Origin of the sequence: Seohaeicola sp. 4SK31 (genome assembly GCF_028802875.1) — a bacterium.
Taxonomy (GTDB): Bacteria; Pseudomonadota; Alphaproteobacteria; order Rhodobacterales; family Rhodobacteraceae; genus Seohaeicola.
On record NZ_JARAMP010000015.1, the window covers coordinates 114730 to 128114 of the forward strand.

The 13385-nt window shown below is 60.1% G+C and carries 16 protein-coding genes; 8 read left to right on the forward strand and 8 right to left on the reverse strand.

Annotated features, from left to right (window positions below; all coding sequences use genetic code 11):
- Positions 1-32: 32 nt before the first annotated feature.
- Genes PVW27_RS13885 through PVW27_RS13905 form a run of 5 tightly spaced genes read right to left on the reverse strand, consistent with a single transcriptional unit; the run spans position 33 to position 2755 of the window.
- Positions 33-362, reverse strand: a complete 330-nt coding sequence (locus PVW27_RS13885) for a YnfA family protein (RefSeq protein WP_274558650.1) — start codon at positions 360-362, stop codon at positions 33-35.
- Between the two features lie 31 nt (positions 363-393).
- Positions 394-1809 carry a mercury(II) reductase gene (merA, locus tag PVW27_RS13890; protein ID WP_274558651.1) on the reverse strand — a complete coding sequence of 472 codons (1416 nt, stop codon included), beginning with the start codon at positions 1807-1809 and terminating at the stop codon, positions 394-396.
- A gap of 12 nt (positions 1810-1821) precedes the next feature.
- Positions 1822-2049 carry a mercury resistance system transport protein MerF gene (gene merF, locus PVW27_RS13895; protein ID WP_274558653.1) on the reverse strand — a complete coding sequence of 76 codons (228 nt, stop codon included), beginning with the start codon at positions 2047-2049 and terminating at the stop codon, positions 1822-1824.
- A complete protein-coding gene (locus PVW27_RS13900) occupies positions 2046-2342 on the reverse strand; it encodes a heavy-metal-associated domain-containing protein (protein ID WP_274558655.1) in 297 nt (98 codons plus the stop codon). Before PVW27_RS13900 ends, merF begins: the two co-directional genes overlap by 4 nt.
- Before the next feature lie 14 nt (positions 2343-2356).
- A complete protein-coding gene (locus tag PVW27_RS13905) occupies positions 2357-2755 on the reverse strand; it encodes a mercuric transporter MerT family protein (protein ID WP_274558656.1) in 399 nt (132 codons plus the stop codon).
- A 73-nt stretch (positions 2756-2828) separates the two neighbouring features.
- Between PVW27_RS13905 and PVW27_RS13910 the strand changes: the two genes are divergently transcribed.
- Entirely contained in the window at positions 2829-3284 is a 456-nt protein-coding gene (locus PVW27_RS13910) for a MerR family transcriptional regulator (protein ID WP_274558658.1), read from the forward strand.
- 309 nt (positions 3285-3593) lie between these two features.
- Here PVW27_RS13910 and PVW27_RS13915 read toward each other — a convergent pair whose 3' ends face one another.
- The 3 genes from PVW27_RS13915 to PVW27_RS13925 all read right to left on the reverse strand — a co-directional run bounded on the left by PVW27_RS13915 (position 3594) and on the right by PVW27_RS13925 (position 8430).
- Positions 3594-5807, reverse strand: coding sequence for a Mu transposase C-terminal domain-containing protein (locus PVW27_RS13915; protein ID WP_274558660.1), 2214 nt, complete (start codon positions 5805-5807; stop codon positions 3594-3596).
- Entirely contained in the window at positions 5807-6553 is a 747-nt protein-coding gene (locus PVW27_RS13920) for a hypothetical protein (RefSeq protein WP_274558662.1), read from the reverse strand. The genes PVW27_RS13915 and PVW27_RS13920 overlap by 1 nt, the downstream gene beginning before the upstream one ends.
- A gap of 419 nt (positions 6554-6972) precedes the next feature.
- A complete protein-coding gene (locus tag PVW27_RS13925; protein ID WP_274558664.1) occupies positions 6973-8430 on the reverse strand; it encodes a hypothetical protein in 1458 nt (485 codons plus the stop codon).
- 62 nt (positions 8431-8492) lie between these two features.
- Between PVW27_RS13925 and PVW27_RS13930 the strand changes: the two genes are divergently transcribed.
- The 7 genes from PVW27_RS13930 to PVW27_RS13960 all read left to right on the forward strand — a co-directional run.
- On the forward strand, positions 8493-8693 hold the full coding sequence (locus tag PVW27_RS13930) for a heavy-metal-associated domain-containing protein (protein WP_274558666.1): 201 nt from the start codon (positions 8493-8495) through the stop codon (positions 8691-8693).
- A 323-nt stretch (positions 8694-9016) separates the two neighbouring features.
- Positions 9017-9238 carry a hypothetical protein gene (locus tag PVW27_RS13935; RefSeq protein ID WP_274558668.1) on the forward strand — a complete coding sequence of 74 codons (222 nt, stop codon included), beginning with the start codon at positions 9017-9019 and terminating at the stop codon, positions 9236-9238.
- Between the two features lie 128 nt (positions 9239-9366).
- Positions 9367-9765 (forward strand): hypothetical protein, encoded by a 399-nt coding sequence (locus PVW27_RS13940; protein WP_274558670.1) that lies wholly within the window; start codon positions 9367-9369, stop codon positions 9763-9765.
- 78 nt (positions 9766-9843) lie between these two features.
- Complete coding sequence (locus PVW27_RS13945; RefSeq protein ID WP_274558672.1) at positions 9844-10065, forward strand: hypothetical protein; 222 nt, start codon at positions 9844-9846, stop codon at positions 10063-10065.
- On the forward strand, positions 10065-11525 hold the full coding sequence (locus tag PVW27_RS13950; protein WP_274558674.1) for a TolC family protein: 1461 nt from the start codon (positions 10065-10067) through the stop codon (positions 11523-11525). The genes PVW27_RS13945 and PVW27_RS13950 overlap by 1 nt, the downstream gene beginning before the upstream one ends.
- A gap of 13 nt (positions 11526-11538) precedes the next feature.
- On the forward strand, positions 11539-12897 hold the full coding sequence (locus tag PVW27_RS13955) for a multicopper oxidase family protein (RefSeq protein WP_274558676.1): 1359 nt from the start codon (positions 11539-11541) through the stop codon (positions 12895-12897).
- A 41-nt stretch (positions 12898-12938) separates the two neighbouring features.
- Positions 12939-13385 (forward strand): cupredoxin domain-containing protein (locus tag PVW27_RS13960; protein WP_274558678.1); only part of this gene is annotated, 447 nt, incomplete at its 3' end.

Here is a 13385-nt window from a genome sequence, read left to right on the forward strand (position 1 = left end):
GTTCTCCTCGCGAACATGTTGCAGTGGTGAGTTCAGACGGCCGCCCGGGGACCTGCGATGATGATGAAGGCTCCCAGAAGGCACAGGCCGACGCCGAACGCGTCCCACCGATCCGGTCGCACCCCTTCGACGGCCCAGAGCCAGAACAGCGAGGCCGCGATGTAGATGCCGCCATAGGCCGCGTAGGCCCGCCCGGCGGCAGCGCTGTCGGCCAGCGTCAGGAGGTAGGCGAAGAGCGCCAGCGACGCCATGCCCGGCCCGATCCACCAAATGGGCTTGTCGAGCCGTAGCCAGGCCCAGAAGGCGAAGCACCCAGCGATCTCGGCAAGGGCGGCTCCAATATAAACGGCAAGGGTTGGCATGAAAGTTTCTGTCCTCTGGCGATGAAGAACGCTACCCCGCGCAGCAGCTGAGCGCAGCCACGTCCTTCTCGAAGGTCTGGGCGGCGAGCTTCAGCCCCTCGACGGTCGTGAGATAGGGCATGACGGTATCGCCCAGTTCCTCGTAGGTGAGCCCCGCCTTGAGCGCCATAGCTGCGGTCTGGATGCTGTCTGCGCCCTCGGGGGCGAGGATCTGAGCGCCCAACAACCGTTTGCTCCCCGCCTCTGCCACCAGCTTGATCAGTCCACGCGTGTCGCGGGCGGCGAGTGCGCGCGGCACGGCGTCGAGAGGCAGGACCGAGGTGACCACCGCGTGCCCCGCAGCGTGGGCCTGCGCCTCGCTCAAGCCTACGCCGGCCACCTGCGGATCGGAGAAGACCACCCAAGGCATCGTGCCATTGTCGTAGGTGCGCGCCTCGCCCGCCACCGCGTTCCGCGCGGCAAGCTTGGCGCCGTAGGCCGCCATGTAAACGAACTGGTCGCGCCCCGTGACGTCGCCTGCGGCCCAGACGTTGGGGTTGGCGGTGCGCATCTGCGCGTCCACCACGATCCCGCCCTGCGCATCGGTCTCGATCCCGGCGGTGTCGAGGTTCAGGTTGTCGCTGTTCGGCATCCGTCCAGTGGCGAGCAACAGCCTTTGGGCGTTGAATCTTTCACCCCCGGTGCCCGCCAGGCGAACGGTGCCTCCATCGCGTGCCACGCTTTCATATCCGGTGATCCGGGCCAGACGGATGCCCTCATCAGCGAGGTAGCGCTCCAAGGCCTCGGAAATCTCCGGCTCGGCCTCCGGCAGCACGCCGCGGCGGCTGACCAGCGTCACGATGACACCGGCGCGGGCGAAGAGCTGCGCCAGCTCCACGCCAATGTAGCCAGCGCCGAGGACCAGCAGGGAAGCGGGCAGCGCGGTCAGTTCCAAGGCCGATGTGCTGTCCAGGGCGTCGATCTCCCCGATGCCGGGGATCGCGGGCACGTGGGGGCGCGATCCGGTGGCGATGACAATCTTCGCTGCCGGGAACGCCACGCCGTCTACGGTGAGCCGGCCCTGCTTGTCGAACCGGGCACGACCCTCGATGTAGACCACGTTCTCGTGCCGAGGCAGCACGTCGGCGTATTTTGCCGCGCGCAACTCATCCACGAGCGCCTGTTTCTGTGCCACTGTCGCAGCCCAGTCGGTGACGCGGCCCTCGGCCTCGATGCCGTCGAACCGGTTCGCGGCGCGGGCGTTGTGCAGGCCTTTCACGGCGCGGATCAGAGCCTTGGAGGGCACGCAGCCCACATTGACGCAGGTGCCTCCGATGGTGCCGTCGCCGATCAGGGCTACACGTGCCCCGGCCTCTGCGGCGGTTATCGCAGCCGAAAATCCGGCCGAACCAGCGCCGATCACGGCAAGGTCGTAGGCGCCGCCCTCGGGGGTGCAGCAATCTTTCATGTCAATCTCTCTTCAGTTGGTGCGCCGGCGCCGCCAGAGCGCGTAGAGGGTGATGCCGATGAACACGGCGAGCGCAGGCAGGAGCACGATGTCGAGCCAGCCCAGGATGGCGGAGAGCCCGACTGCGCCCAGGAGGATCACCAGGATCGGAGTGAAGCAGCATAGCGCCACAACCACGGTGCCGATCAGCCCGTAGCTCAGCAGACGGTCGTCCCGCGGGTTTGCCTCGCGCCCCGTCACGAGCCGCCCTCCGGGGCCAATGTGGCACCATAGCCTACGCCGGTGACGGCGGCGATCAACTGGTCCGGGTCGGTGACGGCGTCATCATATTGCAGGACGTAGACGCCATCCTCGGCCTCGCCCTCGAAGAACCCCGCGATCTCAACCGTCTCCACGCGCTTGAGCGCGGTGGCGACGATATAGCTGCACGAGGGGCAGGTAAGTCCGGTGACGTGCAGGCGGGTCTCGGCCTCGGCCGCAAGGATCGCGGTCGGGGAGACCGAAAGGATCGCAGCGAATAACAGGTGTCTCATGATGGGCTCCGTTTTCAGAAAGTCAGGATGCGCGGCGCGACATAAGGAAAGATCAAGGCCAGCAGGACCATGGCCAGCGCACTCCAGAGCAGCCCACGCATGACGCCGCGATCCACTGGGCGGGAGCAGGTGCCGGTGCCGCAATCCCCGGCGGGCACCGGACAGTAAGTCTTCCAGAAGCCGTATCCGAGGGCGCCTGCCGCAAAAGAAAATGTCACCCACTTGTAGGCGTAGAGCGCCGTGAGCTGGCCGATGAAGACCCCAGTGACACCAAGGCTGACCAGAACCAGCGGCAGGATGCAGCAGGAGGTCATCGCCAAAGCGCCAAGCAACCCGACCCCGGTCGCAGCCCATCCCGTCTTGTCCGTCCGGTCCCCATCCTGCCGTTCTGTTTCGATCGCCTTGGCCGTCATCGCGTCACCTTGTTGTCGTTCAGTGAATGGCAATGTAGGGTCTGTAGCAGCTACAGGATCAAGGAATAATTCGATGCCCGACAATCACGCCTCCGCGAGCGACCTGAAGCGCTCCGACTTGGCCAGGCTCACCGGCTGCAATCTGGAAACCATCCGCTACTACGAGGGCGTCGGCCTTATGCCTGACCCGCCCCGGACGCCAACGGGCCACCGCCGCTACAGCTCGGCGCATGTGGAGCGACTGAACTTCGTGATGCGGGCGCGGGATCTCGGCTTCACCATGGAAGAAATTCGCGGCCTGCTATCCCTCGTCGATCGCGGCAGTCACACCTGCGCAGAGGTCGAGAGGATGGGGCGCCACCATCTCGATGTAGTTCGCGCCAAGATCCACGATCTCCAGGCAATCGAGACTGTTCTCGCCGGAACCATCGCGTGCTGCACCGGGGCCGACACTCCCGACTGCCCGCTGCTTGACGTCCTCAATGATGGGCAGACCAAGTCAGCACCGGTAGAAAGGGCGTCCGAATAGTCGCCATTCAGTTGAGGTGCAGCGAAATTTCAGCATCCGCCCTCCTGGCCGATGACCTTCGCGCTCGCGGCGAGAACTGAGCACGCGCAGCGAATGGCGGGAAGGTCCCGCATCGCAGACATTCAGAGCTAAAGGGCCGGGTGCCGATGTCGTTGCTTTTTTTGGTGGATAAGCGGGGAGCGCTTTGTCGAATTTTTCCTGTTCGGCAGGTCATCGGCGACAACTCTGACCGAAATTCAAAGTCATGCTTTCAAAAAGATTGCCCCCGAAGTCACGCTGGACTGCGGGGGCTACGGCTAAACTTCCCGTTTACTTCTCGCCAATTGACCAGATGCCTTCATCGATGGCCGGAGCCTGACCTGAAGCGCGGTAGTTCGAGGGCTCAAAGGGTTCGTCCAAGCCAATGTGGTCCGGAGCGATTGCGGCGCAATCATCTTGTACCTCACAGGATCCGTCTAAGGGTAGGTCGGTACCGAAACCATCGTTTCTGGGTCGATTTGATCCACCGCAGAGTGTAGCTTTGATATTGAACCCGATGAGAAGGCTGTCTTCGAGCGAAGCGATACGCTCCTTTGAATAGTCTTCGACCAACAGGCCCTGTCTGGCCATGGCGTTGGCGTTGATCTCCCTGATCCGTTGCATCGCCTTGAAAACGACTTCTTCATCGATGTTTGTTTGTGAAACGACCGATGCGCGAATTTCCCGCACAGCCATGAGCCAAGTCTGAGCCCGCTCGCCGCTGAAGCTCTCAAATACTGACGGAACGTCAATCCATTGCCCATTCAGTTCTACAGCGATCGATCCGATGTCTTCCGAATACCAACGTACGCGAACGTCCTTGGATCTGGTGTGCATGAACCACCGAGCCAGAACATCCGAATGATAGTGGATGCCCAAAACAGTGATCCCTTTTTTCGTGACGGTGCGATTGAGGCGTGTGCCGAGCGCCTTGCGCCGCAATTCGACCGATGGCATCGGAGAGACACCGTAGAGAGCAACCAGTCTCTTCCAGCACTTCGCAGGAGTTTCCCCCTGGAGATCAGCGTGCGGGCTGTTGTGATAGACATCGACCACCCAGCGGATGAGCGCTTCGCTCAAATCTTCAGTGGACAGAGCTGCGCGCGCTTTTGGATCGTAATCGCCCTTGACCACGGTATTGCTGAAAGTGCGACCTGTGAAGCGGCTGATGAATTTGCTCGCCATCGTGCCAAACATACGCTCGATTCTGCCGCGCAATTCAGGCAGTCCTCCAGGACCATTTTCTATGTTGATCCCCAGATCGGTTGCGCCAACGCGGGTGTCGAAATCAATAAAGGCGGAACCACAGTCGGTGACGATGAGCTCGGGTGTGCCAGACATGTTCCAAGGAGAAAGTGAACCGACGGCATCGGCCCACACACCCTTGTCGCGCACGATCATGTCTATGGTTTGCATCGCGCTGCGCTTGGTCGGTGTTCGCGAGAGCTTCATAGCCAGAATACACCGGGTAGTGGCGCAGATGGCTACCGTCAGGAACCAACGTTTCTTCTTTCCGTCTTCAAGGCCGAGACTTGCCTTTTCCTCTTCGCTCAGGATCGACCAAATACCGGAACCAGTAAGGAGCGTCATGAGATCGACCTTCCACTCATCCATCTCCACCCGCTCAAGTGGCCGCGTAAGATCAAGCCCCTTTCCTACTGGCGCATTGCGTTTACGTGCTTCTTCAAGCCCGTACCGAGCAATATCGACCTCGAAAGGATCGAGACTGTTGATCTCACGACGGATGGTTTCGCGTGACGGTTCGATGAGAGCCGACAGTCCTATTGCTCGGCGGCGGATGTTTTCTTCGTAGAAAGCATCTCTCACGTCCACTGTTATTTGGGCAATAGAAGGCCGTTCCATAGACAGAAAATTCCGAACAGTCTTCGCGAGGAGTGCATGTGCATCGGCGCTGATGCGGCGACTCCTATTACCTTGCGCGCCATCTCGGCCGTAGAGGGCCGAGATGCCGTCGCGATCGTAAGCAGCAACGAGTTTCAAAAGCCTGCTTGCACAAACCTTTGCAGGAACAACTATCGTGTTGGCTCCAGCTGCAACGACATCGGCGTCGCTTGGGATAGAGTAAATCTCGCCAGCACGATACTTTATTTCTCGTAAGGCTGCTTTTGCCGAATCTTCCGTACGTTTGACTTTGCCCTCCGCTTCCATCTGGCGGAATGCGAGCACGAGCGACTCGCGGTACTTGGCCTTCTGTTGTTGCTTGGGCGATAGTGTGGACAGTTGTTGTGTTGGCATTCTCAGCCGACGTTTAGCACTTTCTGAAAGAAAGGCATCACGTTGGTGTTCGAGCCTGCCGGACGTAACAAGCAGTGATATTTCCGCATTTGTGAAGGTTTCTGCTACCCCTGTATTGTCCGTCCGGACGAAGACGAACCCATCCTCAGAAAGGGTGGTGCAGCGGTATGAAATCCCATTGATAATGATTTTGTCGTACTGGCCAAATACGAAGCGAGGCAATAGCGGGCTGGGTTGGATATCGAGCATCAAGCTGCCCTCTGGACAAAGACATGAGCATCATGGTGGATCCGCTCCGGTTTTTGCATTTTGAGTTCATGAGATCCGATCAGCCGCGCGATGGAGCGAAAGCCCCTACTGCCAAGGCCAGTATGTTCGATGAGATCACTGATCTTTGCCGCGCCAGCCAACTTTGAGACTACATCTCTTATGACGTCATCTGCCGCGGGATCGGGATGGCGCACAGAATTGACGAGCGTGGCATTGTAAAGTTCTATTGGATCCAGGTCCCTTTCCGTCATTATGGTCACGCGATCTGCAAAAGCCGGAAATACCTGTGAGGAGATACGGGCGATCAAAGCACGGAACTCGTCCTGTTCGAGCTTCTTGTCATATTTGACCATAATCGCGATCCTGCGACCGTCGACCAAAGTCGCCCGTAGGTCAAAGAAGTGTGTGTGCCTTGAGCCTTTCTCGTCGATCCAGTAGTGAGGTACTTGGTTCTCCACTTTCATGACATCAGGGCGCGCAAGAAGTACCAGCGCGACACGCTTTTCGGTGAGACTGTTCAAGCGCATAACTTCGCCTGCTCCCAATCCGAAAACAATGTCACAGGTGAAATGCTTCTTTGCGCCGACCGCCGCTTTGCGCGCGACAGGTGGGCGCAAAGGCAGCTGGACCCCAGCGTCGACTATTTCGCAATTGGTCATTGCCAGAAGTCCGCTGTCAGCCACTTCGGGCCAGCACAGATCGTTTCCGTTCAGGGTGTCGTTCATGTCTCCGTTCCTTCTAATGTGGGGCTTGGCAATCAGCACCCTTCTCCAGAGGGAAATTGGTCGAACTGAGAATCTCGGAAGAAAAAAGTTGTAAGAGATCCCAGAATATGAGAAAAAAGCTGATTAACTATTGATAAGACTAATGATTTTTCTGGAAGAATTCATCTGCTGGTATCGGATCAGACTGGCTGTCACCAGGTCAAACCTCACCCAGTTGCCGCGCCGCCGCCGTCGGCGGTAACGAGCCTCCACGGTAAGGCAGTATCTTGTGCGCAGCGGACCAGAGAATGGCCAAGGGCGTGCGAGTCATGGAATACGAAGGTGCGGCGAGTTTCACATTCACAGCCGTTCATTTGATGCTCTTGGCACCCATGTCTCAATGCAAGTTCGTTGGCCAACACTGAAGAGTGTTCCTCGAGCTACAATTTCAGTTGCTTTGTGATAGCCACCAGTGCAGCGGCCTCCTTATACGCGGCGACCAAATCAGATTTTGAAACCGAGTAGGCAGCAACGCTCTGTCGTCTGATCTGATCGAGTTGAAGCGCCTGAAACCTTTTCTGGAGTAGATCAGGCTCAACCCCGCGCGCTGATATGAAGAAATTCGACTCCGGTGAGAAGCCTTTCAACGCCTCGTTTTCCGCTGGGACAGACATGATTTTCCCTGTGTGTCCGCCGACACGGCGCATCACGAAATCGGCTTCTGACACTTCCTTGACAAAGATGAAGTCGGGGTGCGTCACGGCACGTTTTGTGGGTTTGGCGCGCATGTATGGTTTGCGACACCAGATCTGAAACACCGTCGACACACGATGAAAGCGACCTTCGAACAGAAATGGCTCATCCGGGAGGGGCAATTCGCTGACAAGATGGAAGAATGAATCAAGACGCTTTTGCTTTGATGCTTTCATGAAAGACGCTGGCAAGATCAGCGCGATTGTATCGGCGAATTTGGCCGCGTGGCTGAAAAACCGGACAGCTTCTGCGCCGCCCGCGCCATAGGGTGGGTTGCCGATCACCGCAATACTGCCTGTCCCGAGGGGGGGAAGCCATTCGAGAAAGTCTTGCTTCAAGATGTCGGTAGCTGCGGGAGCGATATCAATTCCGAGACGGGGCTCTGGCATTTGAGCCAAGAATGCCCCTGCGCCTGCTGATGGTTCGACGTAGAGGTCAGCCGTCAAATCTGGAAGAGCAGCGTGCAGATGTGCCAGGCAGGCTGCTGCCGTCTGAGGCATAGTGTAATACTGGTCCAGCAATCTCGCTGTTGATGATAGTAGTGGGGTGTCCAACGGTTCTTCCTTCAGTTGCTGAATGGAAGATCGTGCCGTCTGGATCCGTACGGAAACGCGTCGATGAAGAAAGTTGTCCAGTAGCTGCTGGAACCCGTTCAAGGCGCTGATCGCCTGCTCCAGCGAAAAGGAGGTGGAAGGGGTAAAGTACACCGTGGCCGAGATGAACGGGTTCCTGGAGGACAAAACCCGCACCGATGCGACAAGGACGAGAGTCGACCATTGGTGGTCGTCGCCTTCGCAAGGGGCGGATGTTGTTGAGAAAGCCGGCCTGAGAACGCGTTTTGGGCTGCCCTCATGCTCGGGTGTTGCCGCAGCAGCCTCCAGAACCTCTGAAACATTGCAGGCGGTCACGCAGCATTTCGTCCCGTAACGCTTCAGCAGGGCTATCCTGAACTTGCCTTGGTTCTGTCGTACTTCCCGAAGTTGCTCCCGATACTGCCTGTCGAGGCTGTCTTGATTTTTCCCAATTTCACGCTGCAGTTCCCTATCTTCGTATTTTAGCGTTTCATCAAATTTCTCTGCCTCGGATACCCGCGACGAACGGGAACATGATAATCGACCGCCAGGAAAAATTCTGTAGATACGCACTTGACCCTCCCAGCATGGGAACGCCCAGTTGTTCGCTTGCCAATCAAGCAAAGGAGGCAAACATGCAATTCCACATCGAAAATATGACCTGCTTCGGGTGCGCACGGAGCGTGACCAAGGCGATCCAGTCGGTCGACAAGGACGCGGTGATCAAGGCCGATCCCGAGAACCGCAAGATCGAGGTCGAAACCTCGGCCGCGCGCGCCGAGATCGAGGCCGTTCTCGCCGAGGCGGGCTATCCCGCTGCCCGCGAAGCCGCGTGACGGAGGACGGCCATGCTCCGCCTTTCCATCGCGTTCCTGGGAACGGCCTCGGCTGCCACCGTGGCTCTTGCCTTGATCCAGGTGCAAGTGGCTGCGAACGGCCCGGTAGCGGCTGAACCGATCGCCCGCTCTGTTCACGAGGCTGATCCGCCAAGTGCGCTTAATGACGGACACTGACCCCACTTGTCCAGAGCCGCCCTCGCGAGGGCGGCTCCCGCTGCGCGGTCTCCGAGAGGGGCGGCGATCGCCCTACGCTTTTTGTCGCCCAGTTCGCGCTCAGCCACGCCTGCTGGCTGGTGACCTGTCCACTGTCGGGCTGGCCGATGACCCGCTTGGGTCTTGTCGCCGCCCTTGTCGTGCTGGCAGCGGTCGCGATGACCGGTCTTGTGTCTGCGCTGCGTCTCTGGCCGCGACATGACCCGGACGCCTTTGCGCATCATCAAGACAATCTGCCCCGCGACCACCCGCACTTGCAGGGTCATAGGGATCACGCGCATCCTTTCGTGGTGGATGACAACCATCCCCGCTGGGCGTCGCAGCTCTGACGCCTGTCCGGGACACTGCAGAACGATACTCAGAGGCAAGAGCGGCGATCCGCCCGTTTCACGAAAAAGTAAACAGGGCCCTTCGGTCGATCATTGACAGCTCGCTAATGAAGAGACATTCAAGAGTCATGTTACAAAAGGCGATCATTTCCAAGCTGGTCAAGGCGCTGTTTTGCGTCACCTTGCTTGTATCCTTGATCCTTTACCCGCCATCATCCGCACATGCCCATTCTTCGGCACATCGCCCTGCCATTGCGCAAAACGCCGAGAGTGGACATCATGGTAGCCATGGTGCGCACGCCCATCACGACATGGCAGAGGCTCAGTCTCAGATGACCGCGTCTGCGATCGATACGACCGCAGACACTCCCAACTGCTGCCAGGGGATCTGCATGGCAGCGGTCGTTGCGCAAAACGCCGCGGGCCTGCCCGAGGTCCATGGGGTAGATCACGAGGCGACCTGGCTTTCCAGCTTTTCGTCCTTCGATCCGCTTGAGCATCGGCGACCACCCAAACACCTGATCTGATCGCGGTCCCGCAAGCGGGATCAATGTAGTGATCCGGGTCCATCCTTTGCATGGGCACCGAACAATCAGGGAATCCAGATGAAATCCTTCTTTCTTGCGGGGGCAGGGGCCCTTGTGCTGGGGGCATGTGCGCCAGCCGTCACACCCTTGCCCCAGACCACCAGCCAGAATGCCGCGACAGATGCCGCGCGCCTTTCACCCGTCACCTACCGCGACCCGTTCGCCGGCTACACCGACCGCACACCGTCCGGACCGCGCGACTGGCGGCAGGTCAATGACGAACAATCGGAGGCCAACTGATGCGCGGCAGAACCCTTCCCGCCATGCTCGGCCTGCCGCTGCTGCTGGCCGCCTGTGCCAGCGCGGTGCCCGACCTCTACACCGCCCCAAATGCCGGATTTGCCGCCGTCTCCGACCAGACATCCGCAGCGATCGGCAAACGCACGGCCTTTGCCCAGACACAGGCCGAGAACGAGGCGATCCAGCGCGAGGTGCGCGCCTTGGTGCAGGGCAAGACCATTTCCGCCGATACGGCGGTGCAGGTCGCCCTTCTGAACAACAAGGGCTTGCAGGCATCCTATGCCGAAATCGGCCTCTCAGCCGCGACGGCATGGCAAGAGGCCACGCCCGTCAATCCGGTCGTATCGATCGGTGTCCTGGGGATCGGCGCAGCCGAACTTGGCGCTTACCGCGCGATCGAGGGCATGATCGCGTCCAACCTGCTGGCCGCACAAACGCGCCAGCAACGCATGGCGCTGGCGGATGTGAACTTCCGCGCGGCGCAGGCACGCGCCGTTGATGACACGCTGGCCCTGGCCAACCAGACCCGCGCCGCATGGATCAACGCTGTCGCGGCCTTTGAAACTGTCAGCTATCTGCAACGAGCCAAGGTCACCTCGGATGCAGGCGCGGAACTGGCGCAACGTCTGGGCGAGACGGGCGCCCTGAACAAGGCGGGACAGGCGCGCGAATTCGCCTTCAACGCGGAACTGGCCGGGCAATTGGCTCAGGCGCGGCTGAACGCCAGCCGCGCCAAAGAGGAACTGACCCGGCTCATGGGGCTTTGGGGCGATGACTTGTCCTATTTCGTGCCTGATGCCCTGCCCGCCGTGCCGCGCAACCTGCGATCCGTGGCCGGGATCGAGGCACGCGCGCTGAACAACCGTGTCGATCTGCGCGTCGCCAAGCTGGATCTCGAGGCGCAGGCCGCGGCCTTTGGCCTGACCGACCGGACCCGTCTTGTGACTGATCTGGAACTCATCGCGGGGATAGAGGCCGAGCGCGAGATCGAGGATGGCCGCAGGCGCACCGAGGCCAGCCCGCAGCTTGAACTGGAATTCGCAATCCCGATCTTCGACACCGGCAAGGCACGGATGCGCAAGGCGGAACTGTCCTATCTGCAATCCGCCAATGTTCTGGCCCAGAAGGCCGTGAACATCCGGTCCGAGGCGCGCGAAGCCGAAGCCGGCTACCGCGCCACCCATCGCATCGCGCAGCATTACCGCGATGTTCTGGTCCCGCTCCGGGCCACGGTCGAAGAGGAAGGGCTGCTCTCCTATAACGGGATGATCACCAGCACCTTCGAGCTGATCAGCGCCGCCCGCGACAGGCTGGGCGCCGAGTTGCAGGCCGCCAATGCCAAGCGCGACTTTTATCTGGCCGAGGCCGATCTGACCGCCGCGATCTATGGCGGCGGCGCAGGTGCCTCTGCTTCTACCGCCACCGCCGCCCTCGCCTCCGCTGGCGATGCCGATCATTGAAAGGATGGATAAGATGTTGAACAGACGTCAATTGCTGGGGGCGGGTGCCGCAGGTGCGGCCCTTGTCTCCTCCCGATCATGGGGACAGACCGCCAATATGGGCCTGCCCGAAGCTGCCGTCATGGACAGTGCCGCAACCCAGATCACGCCGCGACCCACCTCGGGGCCGGATTACACGCCCGTGGTCACGCTGAACGGCTGGACCCTGCCGCACCGGATGAACAACGGCGTCAAGGAATTCCACCTTGTCGCCGAGCCGGTCGAACGCGAACTGGCCGAAGGCATGGTCGCGCATCTGTGGGGCTATAACGGCCAATCCACCGGCCCGACGATCGAGGCGGTCGAGGGGGACCGGGTCCGCATCTTCGTGACCAACAAGCTGCCCGAACATACCACGATCCACTGGCACGGGCTGATCCTGCCCTCCGGCATGGACGGGGTCGGCGGCCTTAGCCATCCGGCGATCCCGCCGGGCAAGACCTATGTCTACGAGTTCGACCTGATCAAATCCGGCACCTTCATGTATCACCCCCATGCCGACGAGATGGTGCAGATGGCGATGGGGATGATGGGCATGTTCATCGTGCATCCCAAAGACCCGACCTTCCGGCCTGTGGACCGCGATTTCCTGATCATGCTGAACGCCTTCGACATCGATCCCGGCACCTATGTGCCGCGCATCATGACGATGACCGATTTCAACCTCTGGACATGGAACAGCCGGATCTTCCCGGATATTGACCCTCTGGTCGTCAACAAGGGCGACCGCGTCCGCGTGCGCGTGGGCAACCTGACCATGACGAACCATCCGATCCACATGCATGGCTATGACTTCAAGGTCACCTGCACCGATGGCGGCTGGGTGCCCGAAAGCGCGCAATGGCCCGAAGTCTCCATCGACATTCCGGTCGGCGCGATGCGCGCTTACGAGTTCACGGCCGATCACTTGGGCGACTGGGCGATCCATTGCCACAAGTCGCATCACACGATGAACGCGATGGGTCATGACGTGCCCACCTTCATCGGCGTGAACAAGGCCGACCTCACGCGCAAGATCCGCAGCTTCCAGCCCGAATACATGCCGATGGGCACGGCTGGCATGGCGGATATGGGCAAGATGGAGATGGAACTGCCCGACAACACCGTGCCGATGATGACCGGCTGGGGCCCGCATGGCCCGATTGAAATGGGCGGCATGTTCTCGGTCGTGAAGGTGCGCGAAGGGATTGCCCCCGACGATTACAGCGACCCCGGCTGGTATGAAAACCCACCCGGCGAGCAGGCCTATGAATGGACGGGCGAATTGCCCGAATTCAGCCGCGTGAATGACGCGAAAACACACCTGACCCCAAGACCCGGCGACAAGGGCTGATTGCCATGCCGTCCGACACCACAGCCAAAAGGACCCCAAAGATGAAAGCACTTCTTCTCAGCACAACCCTTGCCCTGACGCTGGGCAGCGCCGCTTTTGCCGCCGGCACTCATGCCGGCGGGCATGGCCATGACATGATGGCCATCGGCGCCCCCGCTGACGGTGACGCGGATCGCACCATCGAAGTCACGATGCGCGAGACTGAAGACGGCGCAATGGTGTTCGAACCTGCCCAACTGGACTTCACGGCGGGCGAAACCGTGCGCATCGTCGTGACCAATGCAGGCGAACTCGACCATGAATTCGTGATGGATTCCCCCGACAAGAACATCGAGCACAAGGCGCTCATGGAGAAATTCCCTGAAATGGAGCATGACGATCCGAACGCCGTGCGCCTTGAACCCGGCGCCACGGGCGAGATCCTCTGGACCTTCGCCAACAAGGGCACCTTCGAATTCGCCTGCCTGATCCCCGGCCATTACGACGCC

Bases quoted from the DNA above. Each gene is read 5' to 3' on its own strand.
- PVW27_RS13885 (WP_274558650.1), bottom strand. From the start codon at position 362: ATGCCAACCCTTGCCGTTTATATTGGAGCCGCCCTTGCCGAGATCGCT.
- merA (WP_274558651.1), bottom strand. From the start codon at position 1,809: ATGAAAGATTGCTGCACCCCCGAGGGCGGCGCCTACGACCTTGCCGTG.
- PVW27_RS13900 (WP_274558655.1), bottom strand. From the start codon at position 2,342: ATGAGACACCTGTTATTCGCTGCGATCCTTTCGGTCTCCCCGACCGCG.
- PVW27_RS13905 (WP_274558656.1), bottom strand. From the start codon at position 2,755: ATGACGGCCAAGGCGATCGAAACAGAACGGCAGGATGGGGACCGGACG.
- PVW27_RS13910 (WP_274558658.1), top strand. From the start codon at position 2,829: ATGCCCGACAATCACGCCTCCGCGAGCGACCTGAAGCGCTCCGACTTG.
- PVW27_RS13915 (WP_274558660.1), bottom strand. From the start codon at position 5,807: ATGCTCGATATCCAACCCAGCCCGCTATTGCCTCGCTTCGTATTTGGC.
- PVW27_RS13920 (WP_274558662.1), bottom strand. From the start codon at position 6,553: ATGAACGACACCCTGAACGGAAACGATCTGTGCTGGCCCGAAGTGGCT.
- PVW27_RS13930 (WP_274558666.1), top strand. From the start codon at position 8,493: ATGCAATTCCACATCGAAAATATGACCTGCTTCGGGTGCGCACGGAGC.
- PVW27_RS13935 (WP_274558668.1), top strand. From the start codon at position 9,017: ATGACCCGCTTGGGTCTTGTCGCCGCCCTTGTCGTGCTGGCAGCGGTC.
- PVW27_RS13940 (WP_274558670.1), top strand. From the start codon at position 9,367: ATGTTACAAAAGGCGATCATTTCCAAGCTGGTCAAGGCGCTGTTTTGC.
- PVW27_RS13945 (WP_274558672.1), top strand. From the start codon at position 9,844: ATGAAATCCTTCTTTCTTGCGGGGGCAGGGGCCCTTGTGCTGGGGGCA.
- PVW27_RS13950 (WP_274558674.1), top strand. From the start codon at position 10,065: ATGCGCGGCAGAACCCTTCCCGCCATGCTCGGCCTGCCGCTGCTGCTG.
- PVW27_RS13955 (WP_274558676.1), top strand. From the start codon at position 11,539: ATGTTGAACAGACGTCAATTGCTGGGGGCGGGTGCCGCAGGTGCGGCC.